General features: G+C 52.2%; 24 protein-coding genes. 2 read left to right on the forward strand and 22 right to left on the reverse strand.

Annotation, left to right across the window (positions count from 1 at the left end; genetic code table 11):
• Positions 1 to 366: 366 nt before the first annotated feature.
• From CHM34_RS15430 to CHM34_RS15440, 3 genes are all read right to left on the reverse strand, one after another.
• A complete protein-coding gene (locus tag CHM34_RS15430; RefSeq protein ID WP_094265509.1) occupies positions 367 to 1,101 on the reverse strand; it encodes a YetF domain-containing protein in 735 nt (244 codons plus the stop codon).
• A 170-nt stretch (positions 1,102 to 1,271) separates the two neighbouring features.
• A complete protein-coding gene (locus CHM34_RS15435; RefSeq protein ID WP_094265510.1) occupies positions 1,272 to 1,688 on the reverse strand; it encodes an OsmC family protein in 417 nt (138 codons plus the stop codon).
• Between the two features lie 18 nt (positions 1,689 to 1,706).
• Positions 1,707 to 2,321 carry a stage II sporulation protein M gene (locus CHM34_RS15440; RefSeq protein ID WP_169713773.1) on the reverse strand — a complete coding sequence of 205 codons (615 nt, stop codon included), beginning with the start codon at positions 2,319 to 2,321 and terminating at the stop codon, positions 1,707 to 1,709.
• A gap of 123 nt (positions 2,322 to 2,444) precedes the next feature.
• On the opposite strand from CHM34_RS15440, the gene pdaB reads away from it, so the two are divergent.
• Positions 2,445 to 3,209 (forward strand): polysaccharide deacetylase family sporulation protein PdaB, encoded by a 765-nt coding sequence (gene pdaB / locus CHM34_RS15445; RefSeq protein WP_094265512.1) that lies wholly within the window; start codon positions 2,445 to 2,447, stop codon positions 3,207 to 3,209.
• Positions 3,210 to 3,230: 21 nt separating this feature from the next.
• On the opposite strand, the gene CHM34_RS15450 is transcribed toward pdaB, so the two are convergent.
• Positions 3,231 to 3,857 carry a KinB-signaling pathway activation protein gene (locus CHM34_RS15450; RefSeq protein WP_169713774.1) on the reverse strand — a complete coding sequence of 209 codons (627 nt, stop codon included), beginning with the start codon at positions 3,855 to 3,857 and terminating at the stop codon, positions 3,231 to 3,233.
• Positions 3,858 to 4,104: 247 nt separating this feature from the next.
• Between CHM34_RS15450 and gerD the strand changes: the two genes are divergently transcribed.
• Positions 4,105 to 4,728: a spore germination lipoprotein GerD gene (gene gerD / locus CHM34_RS15455; protein WP_094265514.1), complete on the forward strand. Its 624-nt coding sequence runs from the start codon at positions 4,105 to 4,107 to the stop codon at positions 4,726 to 4,728.
• Positions 4,729 to 5,010: 282 nt separating this feature from the next.
• Here the strand turns inward: gerD and CHM34_RS15460 are convergent, their stop codons facing one another.
• The 18 genes from CHM34_RS15460 to CHM34_RS15545 all read right to left on the reverse strand — a co-directional run bounded on the left by CHM34_RS15460 (position 5,011) and on the right by CHM34_RS15545 (position 16,741).
• Entirely contained in the window at positions 5,011 to 5,772 is a 762-nt protein-coding gene (locus CHM34_RS15460; RefSeq protein WP_094265515.1) for an ABC transporter permease, read from the reverse strand.
• Positions 5,769 to 6,458 carry an ABC transporter ATP-binding protein gene (locus CHM34_RS15465; RefSeq protein ID WP_169713775.1) on the reverse strand — a complete coding sequence of 230 codons (690 nt, stop codon included), beginning with the start codon at positions 6,456 to 6,458 and terminating at the stop codon, positions 5,769 to 5,771. The genes CHM34_RS15460 and CHM34_RS15465 overlap by 4 nt, the downstream gene beginning before the upstream one ends.
• Positions 6,459 to 6,585: 127 nt before the next feature.
• Positions 6,586 to 7,719 (reverse strand): iron-sulfur carrier protein/transcriptional regulator SalA, encoded by a 1,134-nt coding sequence (gene salA, locus CHM34_RS15470; RefSeq protein WP_094265517.1) that lies wholly within the window; start codon positions 7,717 to 7,719, stop codon positions 6,586 to 6,588.
• A 71-nt stretch (positions 7,720 to 7,790) separates the two neighbouring features.
• The gene (gene cwlD, locus CHM34_RS15475; protein ID WP_094265518.1) at positions 7,791 to 8,516 is read right to left on the reverse strand and encodes an N-acetylmuramoyl-L-alanine amidase CwlD; all 726 of its coding nucleotides are present in this window, start codon (positions 8,514 to 8,516) and stop codon (positions 7,791 to 7,793) included.
• A gap of 65 nt (positions 8,517 to 8,581) precedes the next feature.
• Positions 8,582 to 9,046: a hypothetical protein gene (locus CHM34_RS15480; protein WP_094265519.1), complete on the reverse strand. Its 465-nt coding sequence runs from the start codon at positions 9,044 to 9,046 to the stop codon at positions 8,582 to 8,584.
• Positions 9,047 to 9,169: 123 nt separating this feature from the next.
• A complete protein-coding gene (rpsI, locus tag CHM34_RS15485) occupies positions 9,170 to 9,562 on the reverse strand; it encodes a 30S ribosomal protein S9 (protein ID WP_094265520.1) in 393 nt (130 codons plus the stop codon).
• 24 nt (positions 9,563 to 9,586) lie between these two features.
• Positions 9,587 to 10,024 (reverse strand): 50S ribosomal protein L13, encoded by a 438-nt coding sequence (gene rplM, locus CHM34_RS15490; RefSeq protein WP_094265521.1) that lies wholly within the window; start codon positions 10,022 to 10,024, stop codon positions 9,587 to 9,589.
• Between the two features lie 200 nt (positions 10,025 to 10,224).
• Complete coding sequence (gene truA, locus CHM34_RS15495; protein WP_094265522.1) at positions 10,225 to 10,998, reverse strand: tRNA pseudouridine(38-40) synthase TruA; 774 nt, start codon at positions 10,996 to 10,998, stop codon at positions 10,225 to 10,227.
• 20 nt (positions 10,999 to 11,018) lie between these two features.
• Positions 11,019 to 11,819, reverse strand: a complete 801-nt coding sequence (locus CHM34_RS15500) for an energy-coupling factor transporter transmembrane component T family protein (protein ID WP_094265523.1) — start codon at positions 11,817 to 11,819, stop codon at positions 11,019 to 11,021.
• Positions 11,816 to 12,679 (reverse strand): energy-coupling factor transporter ATPase, encoded by an 864-nt coding sequence (locus tag CHM34_RS15505; protein WP_094265524.1) that lies wholly within the window; start codon positions 12,677 to 12,679, stop codon positions 11,816 to 11,818. The genes CHM34_RS15500 and CHM34_RS15505 overlap by 4 nt, the downstream gene beginning before the upstream one ends.
• Positions 12,655 to 13,503, reverse strand: a complete 849-nt coding sequence (locus tag CHM34_RS15510; RefSeq protein ID WP_094265614.1) for an energy-coupling factor transporter ATPase — start codon at positions 13,501 to 13,503, stop codon at positions 12,655 to 12,657. The genes CHM34_RS15505 and CHM34_RS15510 overlap by 25 nt, the downstream gene beginning before the upstream one ends.
• A 130-nt stretch (positions 13,504 to 13,633) precedes the next feature.
• Positions 13,634 to 14,020 carry a 50S ribosomal protein L17 gene (gene rplQ, locus CHM34_RS15515; RefSeq protein WP_094265525.1) on the reverse strand — a complete coding sequence of 129 codons (387 nt, stop codon included), beginning with the start codon at positions 14,018 to 14,020 and terminating at the stop codon, positions 13,634 to 13,636.
• A 35-nt stretch (positions 14,021 to 14,055) separates the two neighbouring features.
• Positions 14,056 to 15,000: a DNA-directed RNA polymerase subunit alpha gene (locus CHM34_RS15520; protein ID WP_094265526.1), complete on the reverse strand. Its 945-nt coding sequence runs from the start codon at positions 14,998 to 15,000 to the stop codon at positions 14,056 to 14,058.
• A gap of 183 nt (positions 15,001 to 15,183) precedes the next feature.
• Complete coding sequence (gene rpsK / locus CHM34_RS15525) at positions 15,184 to 15,585, reverse strand: 30S ribosomal protein S11 (RefSeq protein ID WP_094265527.1); 402 nt, start codon at positions 15,583 to 15,585, stop codon at positions 15,184 to 15,186.
• A gap of 19 nt (positions 15,586 to 15,604) precedes the next feature.
• The gene (gene rpsM, locus CHM34_RS15530; RefSeq protein WP_094265528.1) at positions 15,605 to 15,973 is read right to left on the reverse strand and encodes a 30S ribosomal protein S13; all 369 of its coding nucleotides are present in this window, start codon (positions 15,971 to 15,973) and stop codon (positions 15,605 to 15,607) included.
• 21 nt (positions 15,974 to 15,994) lie between these two features.
• Positions 15,995 to 16,108 (reverse strand): 50S ribosomal protein L36, encoded by a 114-nt coding sequence (rpmJ, locus tag CHM34_RS15535; protein ID WP_094265529.1) that lies wholly within the window; start codon positions 16,106 to 16,108, stop codon positions 15,995 to 15,997.
• A 101-nt stretch (positions 16,109 to 16,209) separates the two neighbouring features.
• A complete protein-coding gene (gene infA, locus CHM34_RS15540) occupies positions 16,210 to 16,428 on the reverse strand; it encodes a translation initiation factor IF-1 (RefSeq protein WP_094265530.1) in 219 nt (72 codons plus the stop codon).
• Between the two features lie 4 nt (positions 16,429 to 16,432).
• Positions 16,433 to 16,741: a KOW domain-containing RNA-binding protein gene (locus tag CHM34_RS15545; RefSeq protein WP_094265531.1), complete on the reverse strand. Its 309-nt coding sequence runs from the start codon at positions 16,739 to 16,741 to the stop codon at positions 16,433 to 16,435.
• Positions 16,742 to 16,744: the final 3 nt, after the last annotated feature.

The raw sequence follows: 16,744 nt of genomic DNA on the forward strand, positions 1-16,744 counted from the left end.
TGTATTAGGCACGCCGCCAGCGTTCGTCCTGAGCCAGGATCAAACTCTCCGTTAAAGGCGAGCTTGATTGCTCGAACAGACAGGGTCCTGTTCGCTCTTCAGTTTTCAAGGAACGCTTCCCGTTGTCCTCGCGGTTTTCTCCGCGAGAGCCGCTCGTTTGCGGCGACAAGATCTATACTATCAAATCCAATCGATCCTGTCAACAGCTTTTTTTAAATCTTTTTGGGGCTTGCCCTTCGGGCCGCCCGTTTATGAATCTCTCAAATCGAGAACGTTTAATAGTATACAAAGATACACGCCAAAAGTCAACCACTTTTTACGAACCGAGTCGGGAAATTTTCTCGGTCACATGGTTGGCAACATAAATCAATGGTGAAAGGTGGGGGGAGCAGGAACGAAAGTACCCTTCTTACTCGAAAGGGTTAGTTTCTGTTCTTCATTCACCGAAGCGAAGAGGACATCCTTTTCATGTTCGATTCCTTCTTCACGCAGTTGTTTTCTCAACCATTGAAGGTCTAAGCCCAAATCACTCAAAACATCCTCATATACTTTGCCTTCCACGATGACAGGAAAGGAAATCTGGGCAGAAAGCGGGAAGGGGGCTTGGACATCTTTTTTGGTCGCCACTTTTTCTTCCGGGATGAGTTGCACGGATAATCTTCCATTGGGTTCGACAACTCCCAACTCCACATCCGCCAAGTCAAAAATATGCTGTTCCCGCAACATAACCAATAAATTATCAATGGAATAACGAACTTGCCAAAGATTTTTTTCTAAGATGTTCCCTTTCCATATGACAATCGTCGGTTCAAAGGTAATCAACCGCCCGAATTTTCGGCTGGATACGATCCATCGGGAAGTCATCCGTTGCATTATACCGATGGCCATAATGGTAACCAACGTTGGCAGATGATGAATAGAGGGATCGGCGATATCAGCACCGACAACGGCACCTAGTACCACAATGACCAAAAAATCAAATACCGGCATTTCCCCGATAGCCCTCCGTCCCATGAAAAGAGCCACAAACAACAGGACAGGGATGATCGTCACCAGACGAAATAAGATGAGGGGAATTTCCTTAAGTACATCCAACTCCATCAAGTAGGTCCTCCTTCCCGCTTTTATAGTTTGTACCTTTCAGCGGGAAGAAATGCAAAAGCCGGGAAAGGAAACGGAGGAGGGAATCCCATCGATCCCTCCTCCGTCTTTTTATGCATCCCATTGATTCAACCCGTTCGTTATATGGACTCGAAGCAACGCACCGGGTCTCATTCGAACCTTTTCCCGTTAATCTCGAAACTGGTGATCACTTCGGCGTTCAGGGACTGGGAGACGGAACAGTACTTATCCCGCGAAAGAGCGACGGCACGTCGAACCTTGTCTTCAGGAAGATCCCCGGTCAGTTTGTAATGGATATAAACCCGGGTAAAACGGCGAGGGTGATCGTCAGCCCGGTCCCCGGAAACTTCCATACTAAAGGAATCCACCTGGAGACGCATCTTTTTCAAAATATCAACGATATCAATCCCGGAGCAGGAACCGGCTGCCGCCAGCAGTAACTCTGTCGGCCGGGGCCCTTGATCTTCCCCGCCGACCTCCTGGGCCGCATCGATCGTAACGGTGTGTCCGGAAGATGTCCGGGCTTGAAACTGCATTTTCCCCTGCCAATTCAGATCTGATTTCATTAAAAGTCCCTCCCATTTTTATTTTGCCATCCATACGATAAGGCCGGATTCAATCACCGCAGCCAGAATCAACAGAACGATAATTCCCCCGATGACAACAGGTATGCGATTGAACAAGGACAACCATTCCGATCGGCTCCGTTCGCGCAGCGTCGGAGAAACCCAGGAGACGACCCAACGGGAAAAAACGATACCCAACCGGATTCCGTATGCGGCAGCGATAATGACCGCCGGCAGCTCCAGAATCCCGTGGGGTAAAATACTCGTGGCGAAAACAACCAACGGGTTGGCACCAGTAGCGGCTGATGTATCTCCCAAAACCACACCCAGCATCAACCCGTTCGTCACCAAGGCTGCAATGGGAAACACACCGAAGAAAATACCCAGTCCGATCATGCTGACAGACGCTCTCAGGTTGTTTAAAAAAATGGTTCCGAATATATGAAAGAACGAAGGATCCTGTTGGATTTGGCGAGCGATTTCCCTCAGCTGAGACCAAAAGGCACTGTCCTTTAACATCTGTTGAATGGCGGCGGATGCAGCGTACCCGGCAATCCCGCTGATGACAAATATCAGGGCGGCCAAACCCACCAGCTTTTTTTCTGATCCAATCACTCGAAAGAAACGGCCCATCGATTCTCCCCTTTTCTCAGTTGCCACCCCGTCTATTTTTGAGCATAACCCTCGTCCACGGTCATACATTTTAGTATGGGACAGGTGCCATACCCCCATACCGAAGCAGTCGGAGGTGACGGAATGAAATTTATCTGGGTTTTATCAGGTAAACGGATCAAGCGCGGGCTCATGTTGATCGTCGCCCTCTTCTTCGCCCTCGGCATCTTTTACGCGGAGCAGCAAAACATTGAGGTCTTTATGCCCCTGGATCCGGGACCGGCGGCGGTATACAGCGTAGAAACCGATAAGAAACAGATCGCCCTCACTTTTGATATCAGTTGGGGAGAAGAAAGAGCCGGTCCGATCCTGGATGTCCTGGAGCAGAAGGGGATCAAAAAAGCGACCTTTTTCCTTTCCTCGCCCTGGGCGGAAACCCATCCCGACATCGTCAAGCGAATCGTGGATATGGGGTTTGAAGTGGGAAGCCACGGTCACCGCCACGAAAACTACAGTACATTGAGCGAAGACCAAATCCGTACGCAGATTCGTAAAGCACACCACATCTTAAGCGGTCTGACCAAAACAGAGCCTAATCTGATCCGATTTCCCAACGGCGACTTTGATAAGCGGGTGCTTAAAATCGCCGATGATCTGGGTTACACCGCCGTTCAATGGGATACAGACTCCCTGGACTGGATGAACCCCGGCAAAGAAAAGATTGTTCAGCGGGTAACCAGCAAAGCACACCCCGGGGACATTGTGCTGATGCATGCCAGCGATTCCAGCAAACAGCTGCATGAAGCCCTTCCAGAGATTATCGACGATCTGAAGAAAAAAGGGTACCAGTTTGTCACTGTCTCCGAATTGATCGCCGGAGCGGAAGTGGAACTTAACCCCGTGGATTAAAGCTAGACCCAACGATCGTGTCTAGCTTTTTTGTTTTTTCTTCTTTTCCGGTTGTGACCGGGAATCATTGACATTTCCCCGGGGAGTCGACCCCACCAGCCGGTGAAGTTGCATCACCTGCCAGGCATTACACATCAACAGAGTGAGTACCATCAACATCATCATTTCAAGCGATTTCTGTTCGATGGAGGGGACCGCTTCCAGCATCGTGGCCGCCACCATAAAAAATAAAGCGGGAATAAAGCTTTTGGGTTGGGTCGCCTTCACCTTTAAGTATCCCACCAACAAACCGGCCCCCAAGACGGTCAAAGGCAAAATCAAGTGGGAAACAGCTGATGCCTCTTCTCCTCCCCGGTTCAAACTCATAAAAAAAGTGTTGACGAGTATAGCCAAAGCCAGCACCAGCTGAAGCCCCTGGTATACCCGCTGATTACGGATAAAACCGGTGAAGACCATATTAAATACCATATAAGCGAAAAAACCCATTTGGGCAATCGCTCCAAACATGACTCCCGCCCACAACAGACTCAGGAAGCTCAACCCCGCAAGACCGAATAATCCCTGTAAAAGAAGCCCCGCCACCGGCGCAGTCACCATCCCAATAGCCAGGGTCGTCCAAAACAGAAAAAACAGTTTACGTATCGTCATCCGATGAACGCTCCTTAAAAACAACGACTGATCCATAAACCATCCCCGATATGTACCGGGAACAACGGTTCTTCCCTTTCATGATCCTACCGGCAGTAAAAGCAAAACCGTGCTTCCATCCCCATTATAACGATCAAATCCCTGGAAATAAATCCGTCCATCCGTAAACCTCCCTTTCCCCGGCATAATTCTACGACTTCCGACACATATTAATCCAAGAAGCTTAGCGGAAAGGGCGATGGGACGGATGCGGTACCAAGGTTGGATCGCGGGAGTGCTGCTACTGGTCGTCACAACGGCTTGCAGTTCCCCCGGACAGGAATCAAAACCACCGGACTACCAGGAAACAAAGCAAATGGTGGTGGATGTGCTCCACACCCAAGATGGAAAAAAAGCACTGCAGGAACTGATGAAGGACTCAAGTTTTCGCAAGGACATCATCATATCTGATAAGGAAATGGAACAGACATTTAATAAGACGATGACCGATCCCAAAATGGGAAAACAACTGGAAAAACTAATGGAAAAACCCAAGGTAGCCTCCAATTTCGCCAAAGCGACTCAAAAAGAGCAAAAGAAACTAAACAAGCAGTTGATGAAGGATCCGGAATACCAAAAACTGATGATGGACATGCTGAAGGATCCTCAGTTCAGCCAGCAGATGATGCAACTGATGAAAGGCCAGGAATACCGAAAGCAAACCATGAAGGTCATGGAGGATGCTTTGGAAAACCCCCAGTTTAAAGAGAAATTCACCAAATTAATGCAAGAAGCGATGAAAAAACAGGGAGGACAACAAGGCGGAGGCGGCCAAGGCGGCGGTCAAGGTGGAGGTGGCCAAAGCGGCGGCGGCCAAGGTGGCGGAGGATAAAAGAAAGAGGATATCGCCGAAGACAATCGGGCCCGGTTCAGTCTACCGGGGCCTTTTTATTTTTTTACAGACGGCCGTACTTTTTTCGGACCCATCCATAAGAGCAAGTATATGAGAATCACAACCATAATTGATATCCAAGAAAACCGATCCTTTAGAATCCCGGTGCCGATCACCGCGCCAACACCCAAAGACAAAAGTATTTTATTATCCTTTATAACACGCATAAAAAAGGCCTCCTTTTGCCTTTTATTCATAGTAACAGGATACCTTCAGCCTTGGCTAGGACCGTTTCCCCCAGCCCAAAAACTGATGATCCTTGTTAAAAAGAGTTGGGTAGACCAAAAAGCCCAGCAGAATGCTGATCAAGGCGGAGGAAGAAATAAAGGAAAACATGATCAACAGTTGGTAACGGACAGCTTCCACCGGTGGAGTTCCGGCGATGATCAGCCCGGTCATCATCCCCGGCAATTGAACCAATCCCACCGTCTTGGTGGAATCGATCATGGGAATCATTCCCGCTTTGATCGCCTGGGTGGTCATGCGACGGCTCGCTTGAGACCGATTAGCTCCGAGGGAGAGGGCAACCAGGATCTCCTCCCGCATCGATTCCGCATACTCTTTCATCCGATTCAGAAGAAGGGAAGAAACGACCATCCCATTTCCCACCACCATGCCGCTGATGGGAATCAACGTCTGCGGATCGGGATCGATCATATTCATGGTCACCATCATCGTAAGGGTGAAGCCGGCTACGGTGGCGATGGTGACGAAAACCCGCAAATAGATCCAAGGGATTCCCTTTCCCCGTGAAGCGGAATTGCGGGAAGCCACTAAAACGGAAACGGTAATCATCAACAGGATATAAAGCCAGCGATCCGCGTCGAAAATGAACTGAAGCAGATAACCGACCAGGGTAAGCTGGATCGCCGCACGAACAGTGGCCACGAGTAAATCCTTTTCCAAATTCAGCTTTTGCCACAGGGAAATTCCCATCGCAATAAAGACAAATCCCACCGTGGCAATCGTCGCAAAGTTGGTCATTCACCTTTTTCCTCCCGAGTCAGCTTCCCATTCTCCAAATACCATCGCTCGTCAGCGATGCGTTCCGCCTGCTTTCGCAAATGGCTGATCCACACAACTGTGCCGCCCCGGTCACAAAAATCCCTCACTTCCTTTTCAATCCGTTCAGTACTTTCTTCATCCAGGGAGGCGGTCGGTTCATCCAACAGCAGAATTTCCGGCCTGAGGGAAAAAGAACGGGCCAAATGCACACGCTGTTTCTCTCCTCCCGACAGATCATCGACAAACCGATGGAGGTAAGATCGGGAGAGGCCCACTCGTTGTAAAAGGCGGATCATTTCCGGCCGTTCCAATTCTTTATCCTGCAAATACAGAGGATAAGCCAGATTCTCCTCAACGGTTGGGAGAAAAAGAATCGGGCTTTGATACACATAATGGACTTCCCGGCGCAAGCGAACAGGGTCCCATTCCTTTAGAGGCTTGCCCCTGTAGCTGATCACACCCTCATCCGGATCCTCCAACCGGTTCAATAGCCGAAACAGTGTACTTTTTCCCGTCCCGGAGGGCCCCATCAAAACCACCAGTCGTTTTTTTATCACTTGCGCGTTGACATCCCGAAGTGGGGAAAAAGGCCCTCTCTCCCCGGGATAGGTCTTGGTGATGTGTTTCAGCTCAATCAGCGCTCGGCTGTTTTCTGTGGACGGCATGAAAACATCGCCCTCTCCGTAAACGATTTTCCCTCTTACAAAAAAGCACCGGACGGAAATCCGGTGCCGGATCGACAGCATCGACAAAATGGGTCCCTAAAGAAATCCCCGATCGGCCAAAGATTATTCACTTGGCCGAAACCGATGCGGTCCGTTCCAGGATCTTTTTCGCCAATTCATGATAGATCGTTCCAATGACTGTTTCTTTCCTGTATACGGATGGGGAAAAATCGGCTTGGGAAGGATCGCCGTTATCCGGTGCTCCCAGAGGAACTTGAGCCAACAAATCGGTCTTCAGCTCTTCGGCCAGCTTTTCTCCGCCGCCGCGGCCGAATACATAATCCTTCTCACCGCAGGATGAACACTGGTAGTACGCCATATTCTCGACCACTCCCAGGATTTCGTGATCGGTGTGCAACGCCATCGCACCCGCTCGGGCGGCAACAAAGGCGGCTGTAGCATGGGGAGTGGTAACGAGAAGCTCCCGGCTCAGAGGAAGCATTTGATGAACATCGAGAGCGACGTCCCCCGTTCCCGGCGGCAAATCCAAGATCATATAGTCGATCTCGCCCCATTCTACTTCGTGGAAGAAATTGCGCAACATTTTGCCCAACATAGGACCGCGCCAGATGACAGGGGCGTTTTCCTCAACAAAGAAGCCCATGGAAATCACCTTGACACCGAAGCGTTCCACAGGATAGATCGTTTTATCTACGACGGTGGGACGTTCCTCAATTCCCATCATATCCGGCACACTGAACCCATAAATATCGGCGTCGATCACACCGACCTTTTTCCCCTCCCGGGCCAGCGCAACAGCCAGGTTAACCGCAACCGTGGATTTCCCGACCCCCCCTTTTCCACTGGCGATGGAAATAAATTGGGTATCGGACTCTTCGGAAAGCAATGGGGGAACCTTTGCTTCCTGTTGCAACGGCGAGCGACCCCCGGCGGCCTTATTGCGCACTTTTTCTTGATGTTCCCGGCGGATGCGGTCGGCGAGAGCCTCTTGCTCCTTTTCACTCAGCACGTCGAAACTTAACTCTACTTCTTCCGCACCAGCATCCTGAAGGGTTTGGATGACATCGGTACGGAGATGCTCTTTGTGGTCCGCTTTTTCATTTAATAACATAACCTGTAAGGAGACTTTCGATCCATGGATGCGGATGTTCCGGACCAAATTCAGTTTGACCAGGTTATTTTTCAACTCCGGTTCCTTAACTCCCCGGAGGGCTTCCAATACTTTGTCCACAGTCAACATACAGTGCAACACCCCAATGTGTTGTAGCGTTTTCCATCCCGATTATAACATAACCCGCGAGCTTCTTTCGGCTATTCTTCATCCGAATAGAAGCGAAGAATGCCATGATAGATCGCGGCGGCCGCCTTGGTTTGATATTCCGAATCCGCCAACCGTTCCGCCTCTTCCGGATTGGACAAAAATCCGACTTCCACCAAGGCGGAAGGAATTCGAGACGTTTTCAATATGTAGACATCTCCGCTGTGGCGGGCGCTTCTTTTGGTGTTTTGTAAGTTCCGAATAATTTCCTGTTGGATTTCGGTCGCCAGTTTTTTATTGTCCTCCAAGATGGGATAATAAAAGGTTTGAGCGCCTGACCACCGCGGGGATGGGATTGCATTGAGATGGATGCTGATAAATGCATCGGCATGACTGTTTTTTACAATATGAGCACGACGCATGAGATCCTGGGTTTTTCCCCTGCGTGCCCCCTCATCCGCCAGGTCAGTATCCGTTTCCCGGGTCATGATTACCAGAGCGCCTGACTCCTGCAGATAATCCCGCAGGTAAAGAGAGATATTCAGAGTCACATCCTTTTCCACCAGGCCCCCCCGACTGATCGCTCCCCCGTCTTTGCCCCCATGGCCAGGATCGATTACAATCACTCGTCCAGACAAGGGGCGACTCCATACATTTTCACTGCTTCCCCAGGGCAGTCCGGTTACGATCAGGGCGATGACCGCCACCGCCAAAAACCCCCACCCGATCCAAAATATCCGGCTTCGACCGCGAAGCCACTCTCGCCACAACCGTTCCATCGAGCTCCCCATCCTTATCACGTAATTCGATGGTTCATATATATGGGACGAGTCCGAAAGATATGTTACAGGGAGCCTTGTTGACGAAGACGAATTCCATAATCGACTCCTTGAATGAACCATCGGGATGCCACTTCCTCCATGAAATAAAAAACCGATTGAATGGTCCACTCATCCAAATGACGGAACAAATCCAGATCCTGAATGACACGATTGATCAGGTCATCGCCGCTTTCCCGGTATACCCGATCGCACCAGCGGCGGCGCTCCCCCTCGGGACGACTCGGCGGACACTCCATTTCTCCTCGTCGACTATAGTCTATTCCGGAAACGTAGGCTTCAAAGGCCAGCCGGTAAATCGCTTCGTCCACGGCATACCGCTTGGGGAAAGCCAAAGTACGGGTAGAGGGCTCCAATACTTCATTGATCATTTTGGACAATTTCCCCCAAGGAAAACCCAAGAGTGCTTCATGACGCATTTTTTCCAACCGGCGCACTCGATAGGCTTCCAACCAAACGATTTTACCCACCGTCAACCCTCCCGACTCCAATGTAGTCCTTAGTGTGACAGGCGGGAGTGGGAAAGATACGAGGAAGAAATAAGGGAACAAAAAACCCCGCCGATCAGGCGGGGCATGATTGGAAAAGCGAAATCAGCGCTTGGAGAACTGAGGTGCGCGACGAGCTTTTTTGAGCCCGTATTTCTTCCGCTCTTTCATCCGAGGATCCCGTGTCAGGAACCCGGCTTTTTTCAAGCTGGAACGCAACTCCGGATCCACTTTCAAAAGGGCGCGGGCGATGCCGTGGCGAATAGCGCCGGCTTGACCGGTAAAACCGCCTCCGTCCACGTTAACCAGAACGTCGTAACGGTTTTGGGTGTCGGTCAGTACCAACGGTTGCTTAACCACTGCTTTGAGCGTCTCCAGTCCGAAGTATTGATCCATTTCGCGGTTATTGATCACAATGCGGCCGTCTCCCGGGACCAAGCGGACACGAGCGACAGATTCCTTACGGCGACCGGTGCCGTAAAATTGGACTTGTGCCAAGATGATTTCCCTCCTTACTTCCTGTTATCTGCGTACTTCCCACGTTTCAGGCTGTTGAGCCTGATGGGGATGTTCCGATCCGGCGTAGACTTTCAACTTTTTCAACTGTTTGCGACCGAGAATGTTTTTGGGGAGCATGCCTTTCACAGCCCATTCGATCATCCATTCCGGACGCTTTTCCCGCAACTCTCCGGCGGTGATCGTCTTCAGCCCGCCGGGCCATCCGGTATGACGGTAGTAATTTTTCTTGCTCTCCTTCTTCCCGGTGAGATCCACCTTGGAAGCGTTGATGACGACGACAAAATCACCTGTATCCACATGGGGAGTATATTGCGGCTTATGTTTACCGCGCAACAGGGTTGCCACTTGGGTAGCCAACCGGCCCAGCGGTTGACCCGCAGCGTCGACGACATACCATTTCCGATCCACTTGGTCCGGTTTGGCCATAAACGTGGTTCGCATCGTTGTCCCTCCTCAATACCAAAAAGCGTTCGTATCCACTCGGCAGATATCTGCCGTCAAAATCCAAACATTTTTTTGCGCCGAACTGTTCCACCGGGGCAAGTGGAAAAATACCAACGATCATAATACACCAACAGGGGGACCATGTCAAGCGAGGGCGGCATAACCGCCTATCAAAGCTCTCTGTGACACGGGAATGTTCAGCGGTGTTCCCCTTCTGTTTCTTCCCAGGGGTTATAGCCGACCTCCATCATCGTCAATCCCTCTGGAGAGAGCGTCTTGCCTCCCCGTGCTCGATTTCGCGCATCCAGGATCTCCCGAACCGCATTCGGTTCCAACATGCCGGCGCCCACTTCCGACAACGTACCGGCGATGATCCGGACCATATTATACAAAAATCCGTTCCCCGCCACTTCGACGGCCACAACCCCCTTTTCCGGCTGCCATACCTGGCACCGGTATAAGGTTCGGACACGATTGACCACCGGTGATTTGGCCGAAGAAAAGGATGTGAAGTCGTGGGTTCCTATCAGCATATGGGCTGCCTGCCGCATTCGGTCCACTTTCAGGGGCGGCCCCTTCCATCGGGTGCGAAACCGTCGGGTAAATACATCCGGAACCGGCCGGTTGTCCAGGGTATAGCGATACCGTTTCCAACAGGCGTCCTTGCGGGCGTGAAAGGAAAGAGGTACCTCCTCCACCCGGCGAACCGCCATATCCCGGGGCAAAGCGACGTTCATGACCCGAAGCCAACGGGAAAGGGGGATCCTGGAGGTTGTATCAAAGTGAATCACTTGGCCCCAAGCGTGGACACCGGCATCGGTTCGCCCGGCACCTGTTACCTGAACCGGCTCCCGGGTAATCCGGGATAAAACTTCCTCCAGTGCCCCCTGGACGGTCCGCCGATCCGGCTGCCGTTGAAATCCTGAAAAGTCAGTCCCATCGTAGGCGACGATCATTTTCAGTTTTCTCACCCTTAATCCCTCGCTTCCCCTCAGGACCGGAGCCACCACAGGGCGGCGAACAAAGCTACCAGCAACGCCAAGGCCCCAACATCCAATGATTTGAACTTCAGCTTTCGCAATCGGGTTCGACCCTCTCCACCCCGATAGCCCCGGGCCTCCATGGCCAATGCTAGATCGTCGGCCCGACGAAATGCGGAAATGAAAAGGGGGATCAGGACCGGGATGTAGCTTTTCACCCTTCGAATCAGGCTTCCGGATTCAAAGTCGGCCCCCCGGGCCTTCTGTGCCTTGATGATTTTCTCTGTCTCTTCCCAGAGTGTAGGAATAAAGCGGAGGGCGATGGACATCATTAAAGCCAGTTCGTGAGCCGGCACACCGAAACGGGTAAAAGGGGCGAGCATCCGTTCCATGCCTTCGGTTAGATCGATGGGAGTCGTGGTCAGCGTGAGCAGGGTACCTGTCAGTACCAGGAGGAGAAAACGGCAGGAAATCCAGACGGCCTGGACCACCCCCTGTTCATACACAGCGATCGGCCCCCACTGAAACCATATGTCTCCTCCCCGGGTCATCCATAAATGCAGAAAAGCCGTCACCGCAATCAGTATCAGGATGGGCTTTAATCCTCTAAGAATGATCCGGAGGGGTACCCGTGACAAGATCAGGCCCATACCAGTTACGCCGGCAAGTAAACCGTAAGTCCAGGAATTATTGGCCAAAAAAACGAGAAACATATAGACAAAAACAAAGAGGAGTTTGGCCCGGGGATCCATACGGTGCACCGGGGAGCGTCCAGGAACATACTGACCCAGGATCGGGCTACTAAAGCTCATCCTTTTTCCCCTTTCCTCCATCGGGACCATAGATGTCGCTCCAGAGCATTCACCGTAAAGATTTCCCGGGGAATCGGGGAAGTGAGTCGTTGATTGAGTTCATCCACCAGTCGGGCTACAACCGGAATTTCCAGGCCCCATTCCCGGAGTCGCTCACCCTCGGCGAAGACTTCACCCGGCGAACCGGTCAACATCAGACGCCCATCCTTGATCACAAACAGAATATCGGCGTATCGGGCGATTTCCTCCATACTGTGGGAAACGAGAATCACAGTCATTCCTTGTTCCCGGTGCAATTGGTAGACTGTATCGAGCAATTCGCGCTGACCCGCCGGGTCCAGACCGGCGGTAGGCTCGTCCAGAATCAAGACCTCCGGCTGCATCGCCAACACACCGGCAATAGCCGCCCGGCGCATCTGTCCTCCGCTCAATTGAAAAGGGGAGCGGGAAGACAGCTCCGGATCCAGACCCACCCATTCCATCGCCTGAAAGACCCTACGGTGGACTTCCTCCTCGTTCAGGCCTTGGTTGTGTGGTCCGTATGCGATATCCTTGGCCACACTCTCCTCAAACAGTTGATGTTCCGGATACTGAAAAACAAGTCCGACTCGGTTGCGTAAAGGCCCCATCTTTTTCGTTTCCGGACCGACGACGGTTTCTTCAATTCGAACCGTTCCTTTCGTCGGCTTTAAGAGGCCGGCGATATGCTGGATCAGCGTCGATTTTCCGGAACCAGTGGGTCCGATCAGTCCGGCGAAGGAACCTTTATCGATGACCATGTTGATCCCGGATAACGCTGTTTTGGCAAAAGGAGTACCGTCCATATAGATATGACTCAGCCCCTGGATAACAATGCCCATAATTCCTCCACCAGTTCATCCGTGTTGAAAAGCCCGGACCGAACCGGCATTCCCCGCTTTCGCAAACGATCCAGCAATTCCACAGAGGGCGGGGGTTCCAACAACCAGTTCCGCAGTTGGTCGGGATCGCGAAAAACTTCACCGGGACTGCCGATCCGTCGAATGCTCCCTTCGGTCATGACTGCAATGCGTTCAGCCCGTGACGCTTCGGCAGCGGAGTGTGTGATATGGATTACGGTCGTCCCTTGCCTCTGAAGGTCTCCGATCGCCTGCAGGACTTCCCGTCGTCCTCCAGGGTCCAGCATGGATGTAGACTCGTCAAAGACGATGACCTGCGGCCGCATCGCCAATACACCGGCGATCGCAAGCCGCTGCTTCTGTCCCCCGGACAAATGGTGGGGAGAACGCTCTTCCATACCGGCGAGACCCACCCGTTGAAGAACTTTTTCAATCCTCCGGATCATCTCGTCCCGGGGAACTCCCAGGTTTTCCAGGCCGAAGGCTATATCATCCCTGACTGTGGTACCGACAATCTGATTGTCCGGATTTTGAAAGACCATCCCCACCTTGCGGCGAACCGTCGATACCGCGTCAGGGTTTCGGGTGTCCAGACCTTCTACTCGAACAGATCCTTTGACCGGAACCAACAAGCCGTTCAGCATTTTGGCCAAAGTCGACTTGCCCGAACCGTTGGGCCCCATGATCGCCAGATATTCACCGGGGCGGACCGTAAGGTCCACCCCGGAAAGCGCCCATTGTTTCCACGGGGACTCCGATGTTGAATAATGGAATCCGACCCCCGTTAACTCGATCACCGGCTCCATCGCTCCCACCTCAAAAGCGGTGCGTTTCTCCAAACTCGCCTGTTCGTTCCAATGCTTTCCTAAAGAAAAAAGGGCAGATTTCAGGACCGGATCGATCCTGCCCTCTCCCTTTGATCCAATAAACCGGTTATCAAACCAGTTCCAAGTATACCATTTCTGTCGCGTCACCACGGCGGGGGCCGATTTTGATGATCCGGGTGTAACCGCCGTTTCGCTCTTCATAGCGCGGTCCCACTTCATCAAACAGCTTTTTCACCGCGTCCACCCGCTCATGGGTCGCCGTCTCCCCTTCCTTTTCAGTACGGTTGCGATGGGTCCGTACAAAGGAAGCGGCTTGACGACGGGCGTGAAGATCTCCCCGCTTGGCCAAGGTAATCATTTTTTCCGCGATGGAACGCACCTCTTTGGCCCGGGAAGCGGTCGTCCGGATCCGTTCGTGAATGATCAAGTCGCTGACAAGATCACGTAATAACGCTTTTCGCGCCGCCGTATTGCGACCCAGTTTGGAATATGCCATGTGGATTTCCCCTCCCTCGTTATCCGATTGGAAGACTAGTCATCGCTGCGCAGGGAGAGACCCAGTTCAGACAGTTTCTCCTGCACTTCTTCCAGCGATTTGCGCCCCAGATTACGAACTTTCATCATATCTTCTTCCGATTTCTGGGTCAGCTCCTGGACGGTATTAATCCCCGCCCGCTTGAGACAGTTATAGGAACGGACGGAAAGGTCCAATTCTTCGATGGTCATTTCCATGACCTTTTCTTTCTTGTCTTCCTCTTTTTCCACCATGATTTCGGCATCTTGGGCTTCTTCCGTCAAACCGACGAAAAGCATCAGATGTTCCGTCATGATCTTGGCGCCGAGGCTGACGGACTCGTCGGGGCGCAGGCTCCCGTCGGTCCAAACCTCCAACGTTAACTTGTCATAGTTGGTCACTTGGCCGACCCGGGTGTTTTCCACTTGGTAGTTCACTCGTTCGATGGGCGTATAGATCGAGTCGATGGGAATGACCCCGATCGACTGTTCTTCCCGTTTATTCCGGTCCGCCGGGACGTAACCGCGGCCCCGGTTGGCCGTCATCCGAATGTGAAGGCGCCCGTCGTCAGCCAAGGTGGCGATGTGCAAATCCGGATTGAGGATTTCCACGTCGGAGTCCGCTCGAATATCGCCGGCTTTGACATCGCCACCGCCTTCGACGTCAATCTCCAGTACCTTTTCTTCGTCGGAGTGAACTTTGAGCGAAAGATGCTTCAAATTGAGGATAATGTCCGTCGTATCCTCAACCACCCCGGAGATCGTGGAAAACTCGTGTAATACCCCGTCAATTTGAATGGAGGTTACAGCCGCACCCGGAAGAGACGACAGTAGAATCCGTCTCAGCGAATTGCCAAGGGTGGTACCGTATCCGCGTTCCAAGGGTTCCACAACAAATTTTCCGTATCGGCTGTCGCCGCTGATCTCTACGGTTTCAATTTTGGGCTTTTCGATTTCAATCATACGGTTTTGAAACCCTCCTTAAGAACGTCGCATTCCGGGTGAGATCGCTTATTCTCAGATGGTGATTCTATGCTTCCCCGGCAAACGCACTACAGGGGATATATACCAGTCAAAGATGGTCAACTACCAGTATACACATAGTTTTACCCATATAAACAGGATCGCCCCGGAATTCAGCATGTTTTAAACACGGCGACGCTTCGGCGGGCGACACCCGTTATGAGGAATCGGGGTGACGTCTTTAATCAGATTGACTTCGAGACCGGCAGCCTGCAGAGAGCGGATCGCCGCTTCCCGGCCGGCACCGGGTCCTTTCACTGTAACTTCCACGCTTTTCATGCCATGTTCCATCGCCTGCTTCGCCGCAGTTTCCGCAGCCATCTGTGCGGCAAAGGGAGTGCTTTTGCGGGAACCCTTGAAGCCCAGGGTACCGGAACTGGCCCAGGAAACGGTGTTCCCCCGCTTATCGGTGATGGTGACGATGGTGTTGTTAAAGGTGGAACGGATATGAACCGTACCCGACTCGACATTTTTCCGTGCGCGGCGCTTGACGCGCTGCGTAGTGGTCCGTTTTTTGGCAGCCATGATTTTCCCTCCTTATACGTTATTTCTTCTTGTTTGCAACCGTCCGGCGAGGACCTTTACGGGTTCGTGCGTTGGTCTTGCTGCGCTGTCCGCGAACCGGCAGTCCGCGACGATGACGCATCCCGCGATAGGATCCGATCTCAATCAGGCGTTTGATGTTCAAAGCGTTTTCCCGGCGCAAATCTCCCTCAACTACCAGGTTCTTGTCGATATAGCTGCGCAACTTGGAGATTTCATCCTCGGTCAAGTCGCGAACCCGGGTGTCGGGATTGATCCGGGTTTCGCTCAAGATCGTCGACGCCTTGGAACGACCGATGCCGAAAATATAGGTCAGAGCGATTTCCACCCGCTTGTCGCGAGGCAGGTCAATACCCGAAATACGAGCCAATGTGCTGCACCTCCTGTCTGGTTATCCTTGTTTTTGCTTGTGTTTAGGGTTTTCGCAAATAATCATCACGGTCCCTTTGCGACGAATGACCTTACATTTTTCGCAAATGGGCTTTACCGACGGTCTCACTTTCATTCTGCTTCCCTCCTGTCCACCCGGTGTCAATCCTGAACCAGCGGAGTTGTCGTGCTGATTTTGAATTCCGTTGCGACATCCGAGCGGTCGACCGCAAAACGTTACTTGTAACGGTACGTGATCCGGCCGCGCGTCAAATCATACGGGGACAGCTGGACCGTCACTTTGTCCCCGGGCAGAATCCGGATGAAGTGCATGCGAATCTTGCCCGATACGTGGGCGAGGACTTTGTGACCATTGTCCAGTTCCACTCGGAACATCGCGTTAGGCAACGGTTCGATAACCGTCCCTTCCACCTCGATCACATCTTCTTTGGCCATTGACTCACTCTCCTTTTTTCTCTCCGCTCCGGAGAAGGTATTGATTCAAGGCGTAGCGTAGTTCGGCGTTGTTGACCCGACCGTCTGTCTTTAAAGAGTCTGCCACTTCCCGGGCGATGGTTTTGGTGGGTTGAATATGCTTGACGTTCTTCCTCTTCGACCGGTCGATGGGACGCTTAGCGCCATCCGCCAACCAAACGAAGTTGGGTTTTTCCACACCGATGACGATCGCATATTTTCCCGCCTCGCGACCCCGGAGAATCCGGACGATCTGTCCCGGGTTCAACCGCTCTTCGGCACCCGTCACATCCATCAC

Origin of the sequence: Paludifilum halophilum, assembly GCF_002245355.1 — a bacterium.
GTDB lineage: Bacteria > Bacillota > Bacilli > Thermoactinomycetales > DSM-45169 > Paludifilum > Paludifilum halophilum.

What these genes read in the sequence shown, in the direction of transcription:
- CHM34_RS15430 (WP_094265509.1), bottom strand. Translation starts at nt 1,101, where the DNA reads ATGGAGTTGGATGTACTTAAGGAAATTCCCCTCATCTTATTTCGTCTG.
- CHM34_RS15435 (WP_094265510.1), bottom strand. Translation starts at nt 1,688, where the DNA reads ATGAAATCAGATCTGAATTGGCAGGGGAAAATGCAGTTTCAAGCCCGG.
- CHM34_RS15440 (WP_169713773.1), bottom strand. Translation starts at nt 2,321, where the DNA reads ATGGGCCGTTTCTTTCGAGTGATTGGATCAGAAAAAAAGCTGGTGGGT.
- pdaB (WP_094265512.1), top strand. Translation starts at nt 2,445, where the DNA reads ATGAAATTTATCTGGGTTTTATCAGGTAAACGGATCAAGCGCGGGCTC.
- CHM34_RS15450 (WP_169713774.1), bottom strand. Translation starts at nt 3,857, where the DNA reads ATGACGATACGTAAACTGTTTTTTCTGTTTTGGACGACCCTGGCTATT.
- gerD (WP_094265514.1), top strand. Translation starts at nt 4,105, where the DNA reads ATGCGGTACCAAGGTTGGATCGCGGGAGTGCTGCTACTGGTCGTCACA.
- CHM34_RS15460 (WP_094265515.1), bottom strand. Translation starts at nt 5,772, where the DNA reads ATGACCAACTTTGCGACGATTGCCACGGTGGGATTTGTCTTTATTGCG.
- CHM34_RS15465 (WP_169713775.1), bottom strand. Translation starts at nt 6,458, where the DNA reads ATGCCGTCCACAGAAAACAGCCGAGCGCTGATTGAGCTGAAACACATC.
- salA (WP_094265517.1), bottom strand. Translation starts at nt 7,719, where the DNA reads ATGTTGACTGTGGACAAAGTATTGGAAGCCCTCCGGGGAGTTAAGGAA.
- cwlD (WP_094265518.1), bottom strand. Translation starts at nt 8,516, where the DNA reads ATGGAACGGTTGTGGCGAGAGTGGCTTCGCGGTCGAAGCCGGATATTT.
- rplM (WP_094265521.1), bottom strand. Translation starts at nt 10,024, where the DNA reads ATGCGAACCACGTTTATGGCCAAACCGGACCAAGTGGATCGGAAATGG.
- CHM34_RS15500 (WP_094265523.1), bottom strand. Translation starts at nt 11,819, where the DNA reads ATGAGCTTTAGTAGCCCGATCCTGGGTCAGTATGTTCCTGGACGCTCC.
- CHM34_RS15505 (WP_094265524.1), bottom strand. Translation starts at nt 12,679, where the DNA reads ATGGGCATTGTTATCCAGGGGCTGAGTCATATCTATATGGACGGTACT.
- CHM34_RS15510 (WP_094265614.1), bottom strand. Translation starts at nt 13,503, where the DNA reads ATGGAGCCGGTGATCGAGTTAACGGGGGTCGGATTCCATTATTCAACA.
- rplQ (WP_094265525.1), bottom strand. Translation starts at nt 14,020, where the DNA reads ATGGCATATTCCAAACTGGGTCGCAATACGGCGGCGCGAAAAGCGTTA.
- CHM34_RS15520 (WP_094265526.1), bottom strand. Translation starts at nt 15,000, where the DNA reads ATGATTGAAATCGAAAAGCCCAAAATTGAAACCGTAGAGATCAGCGGC.
- rpsK (WP_094265527.1), bottom strand. Translation starts at nt 15,585, where the DNA reads ATGGCTGCCAAAAAACGGACCACTACGCAGCGCGTCAAGCGCCGCGCA.
- rpmJ (WP_094265529.1), bottom strand. Translation starts at nt 16,108, where the DNA reads ATGAAAGTGAGACCGTCGGTAAAGCCCATTTGCGAAAAATGTAAGGTC.
- infA (WP_094265530.1), bottom strand. Translation starts at nt 16,428, where the DNA reads ATGGCCAAAGAAGATGTGATCGAGGTGGAAGGGACGGTTATCGAACCG.
- CHM34_RS15545 (WP_094265531.1), bottom strand. Translation starts at nt 16,741, where the DNA reads ATGGATGTGACGGGTGCCGAAGAGCGGTTGAACCCGGGACAGATCGTC.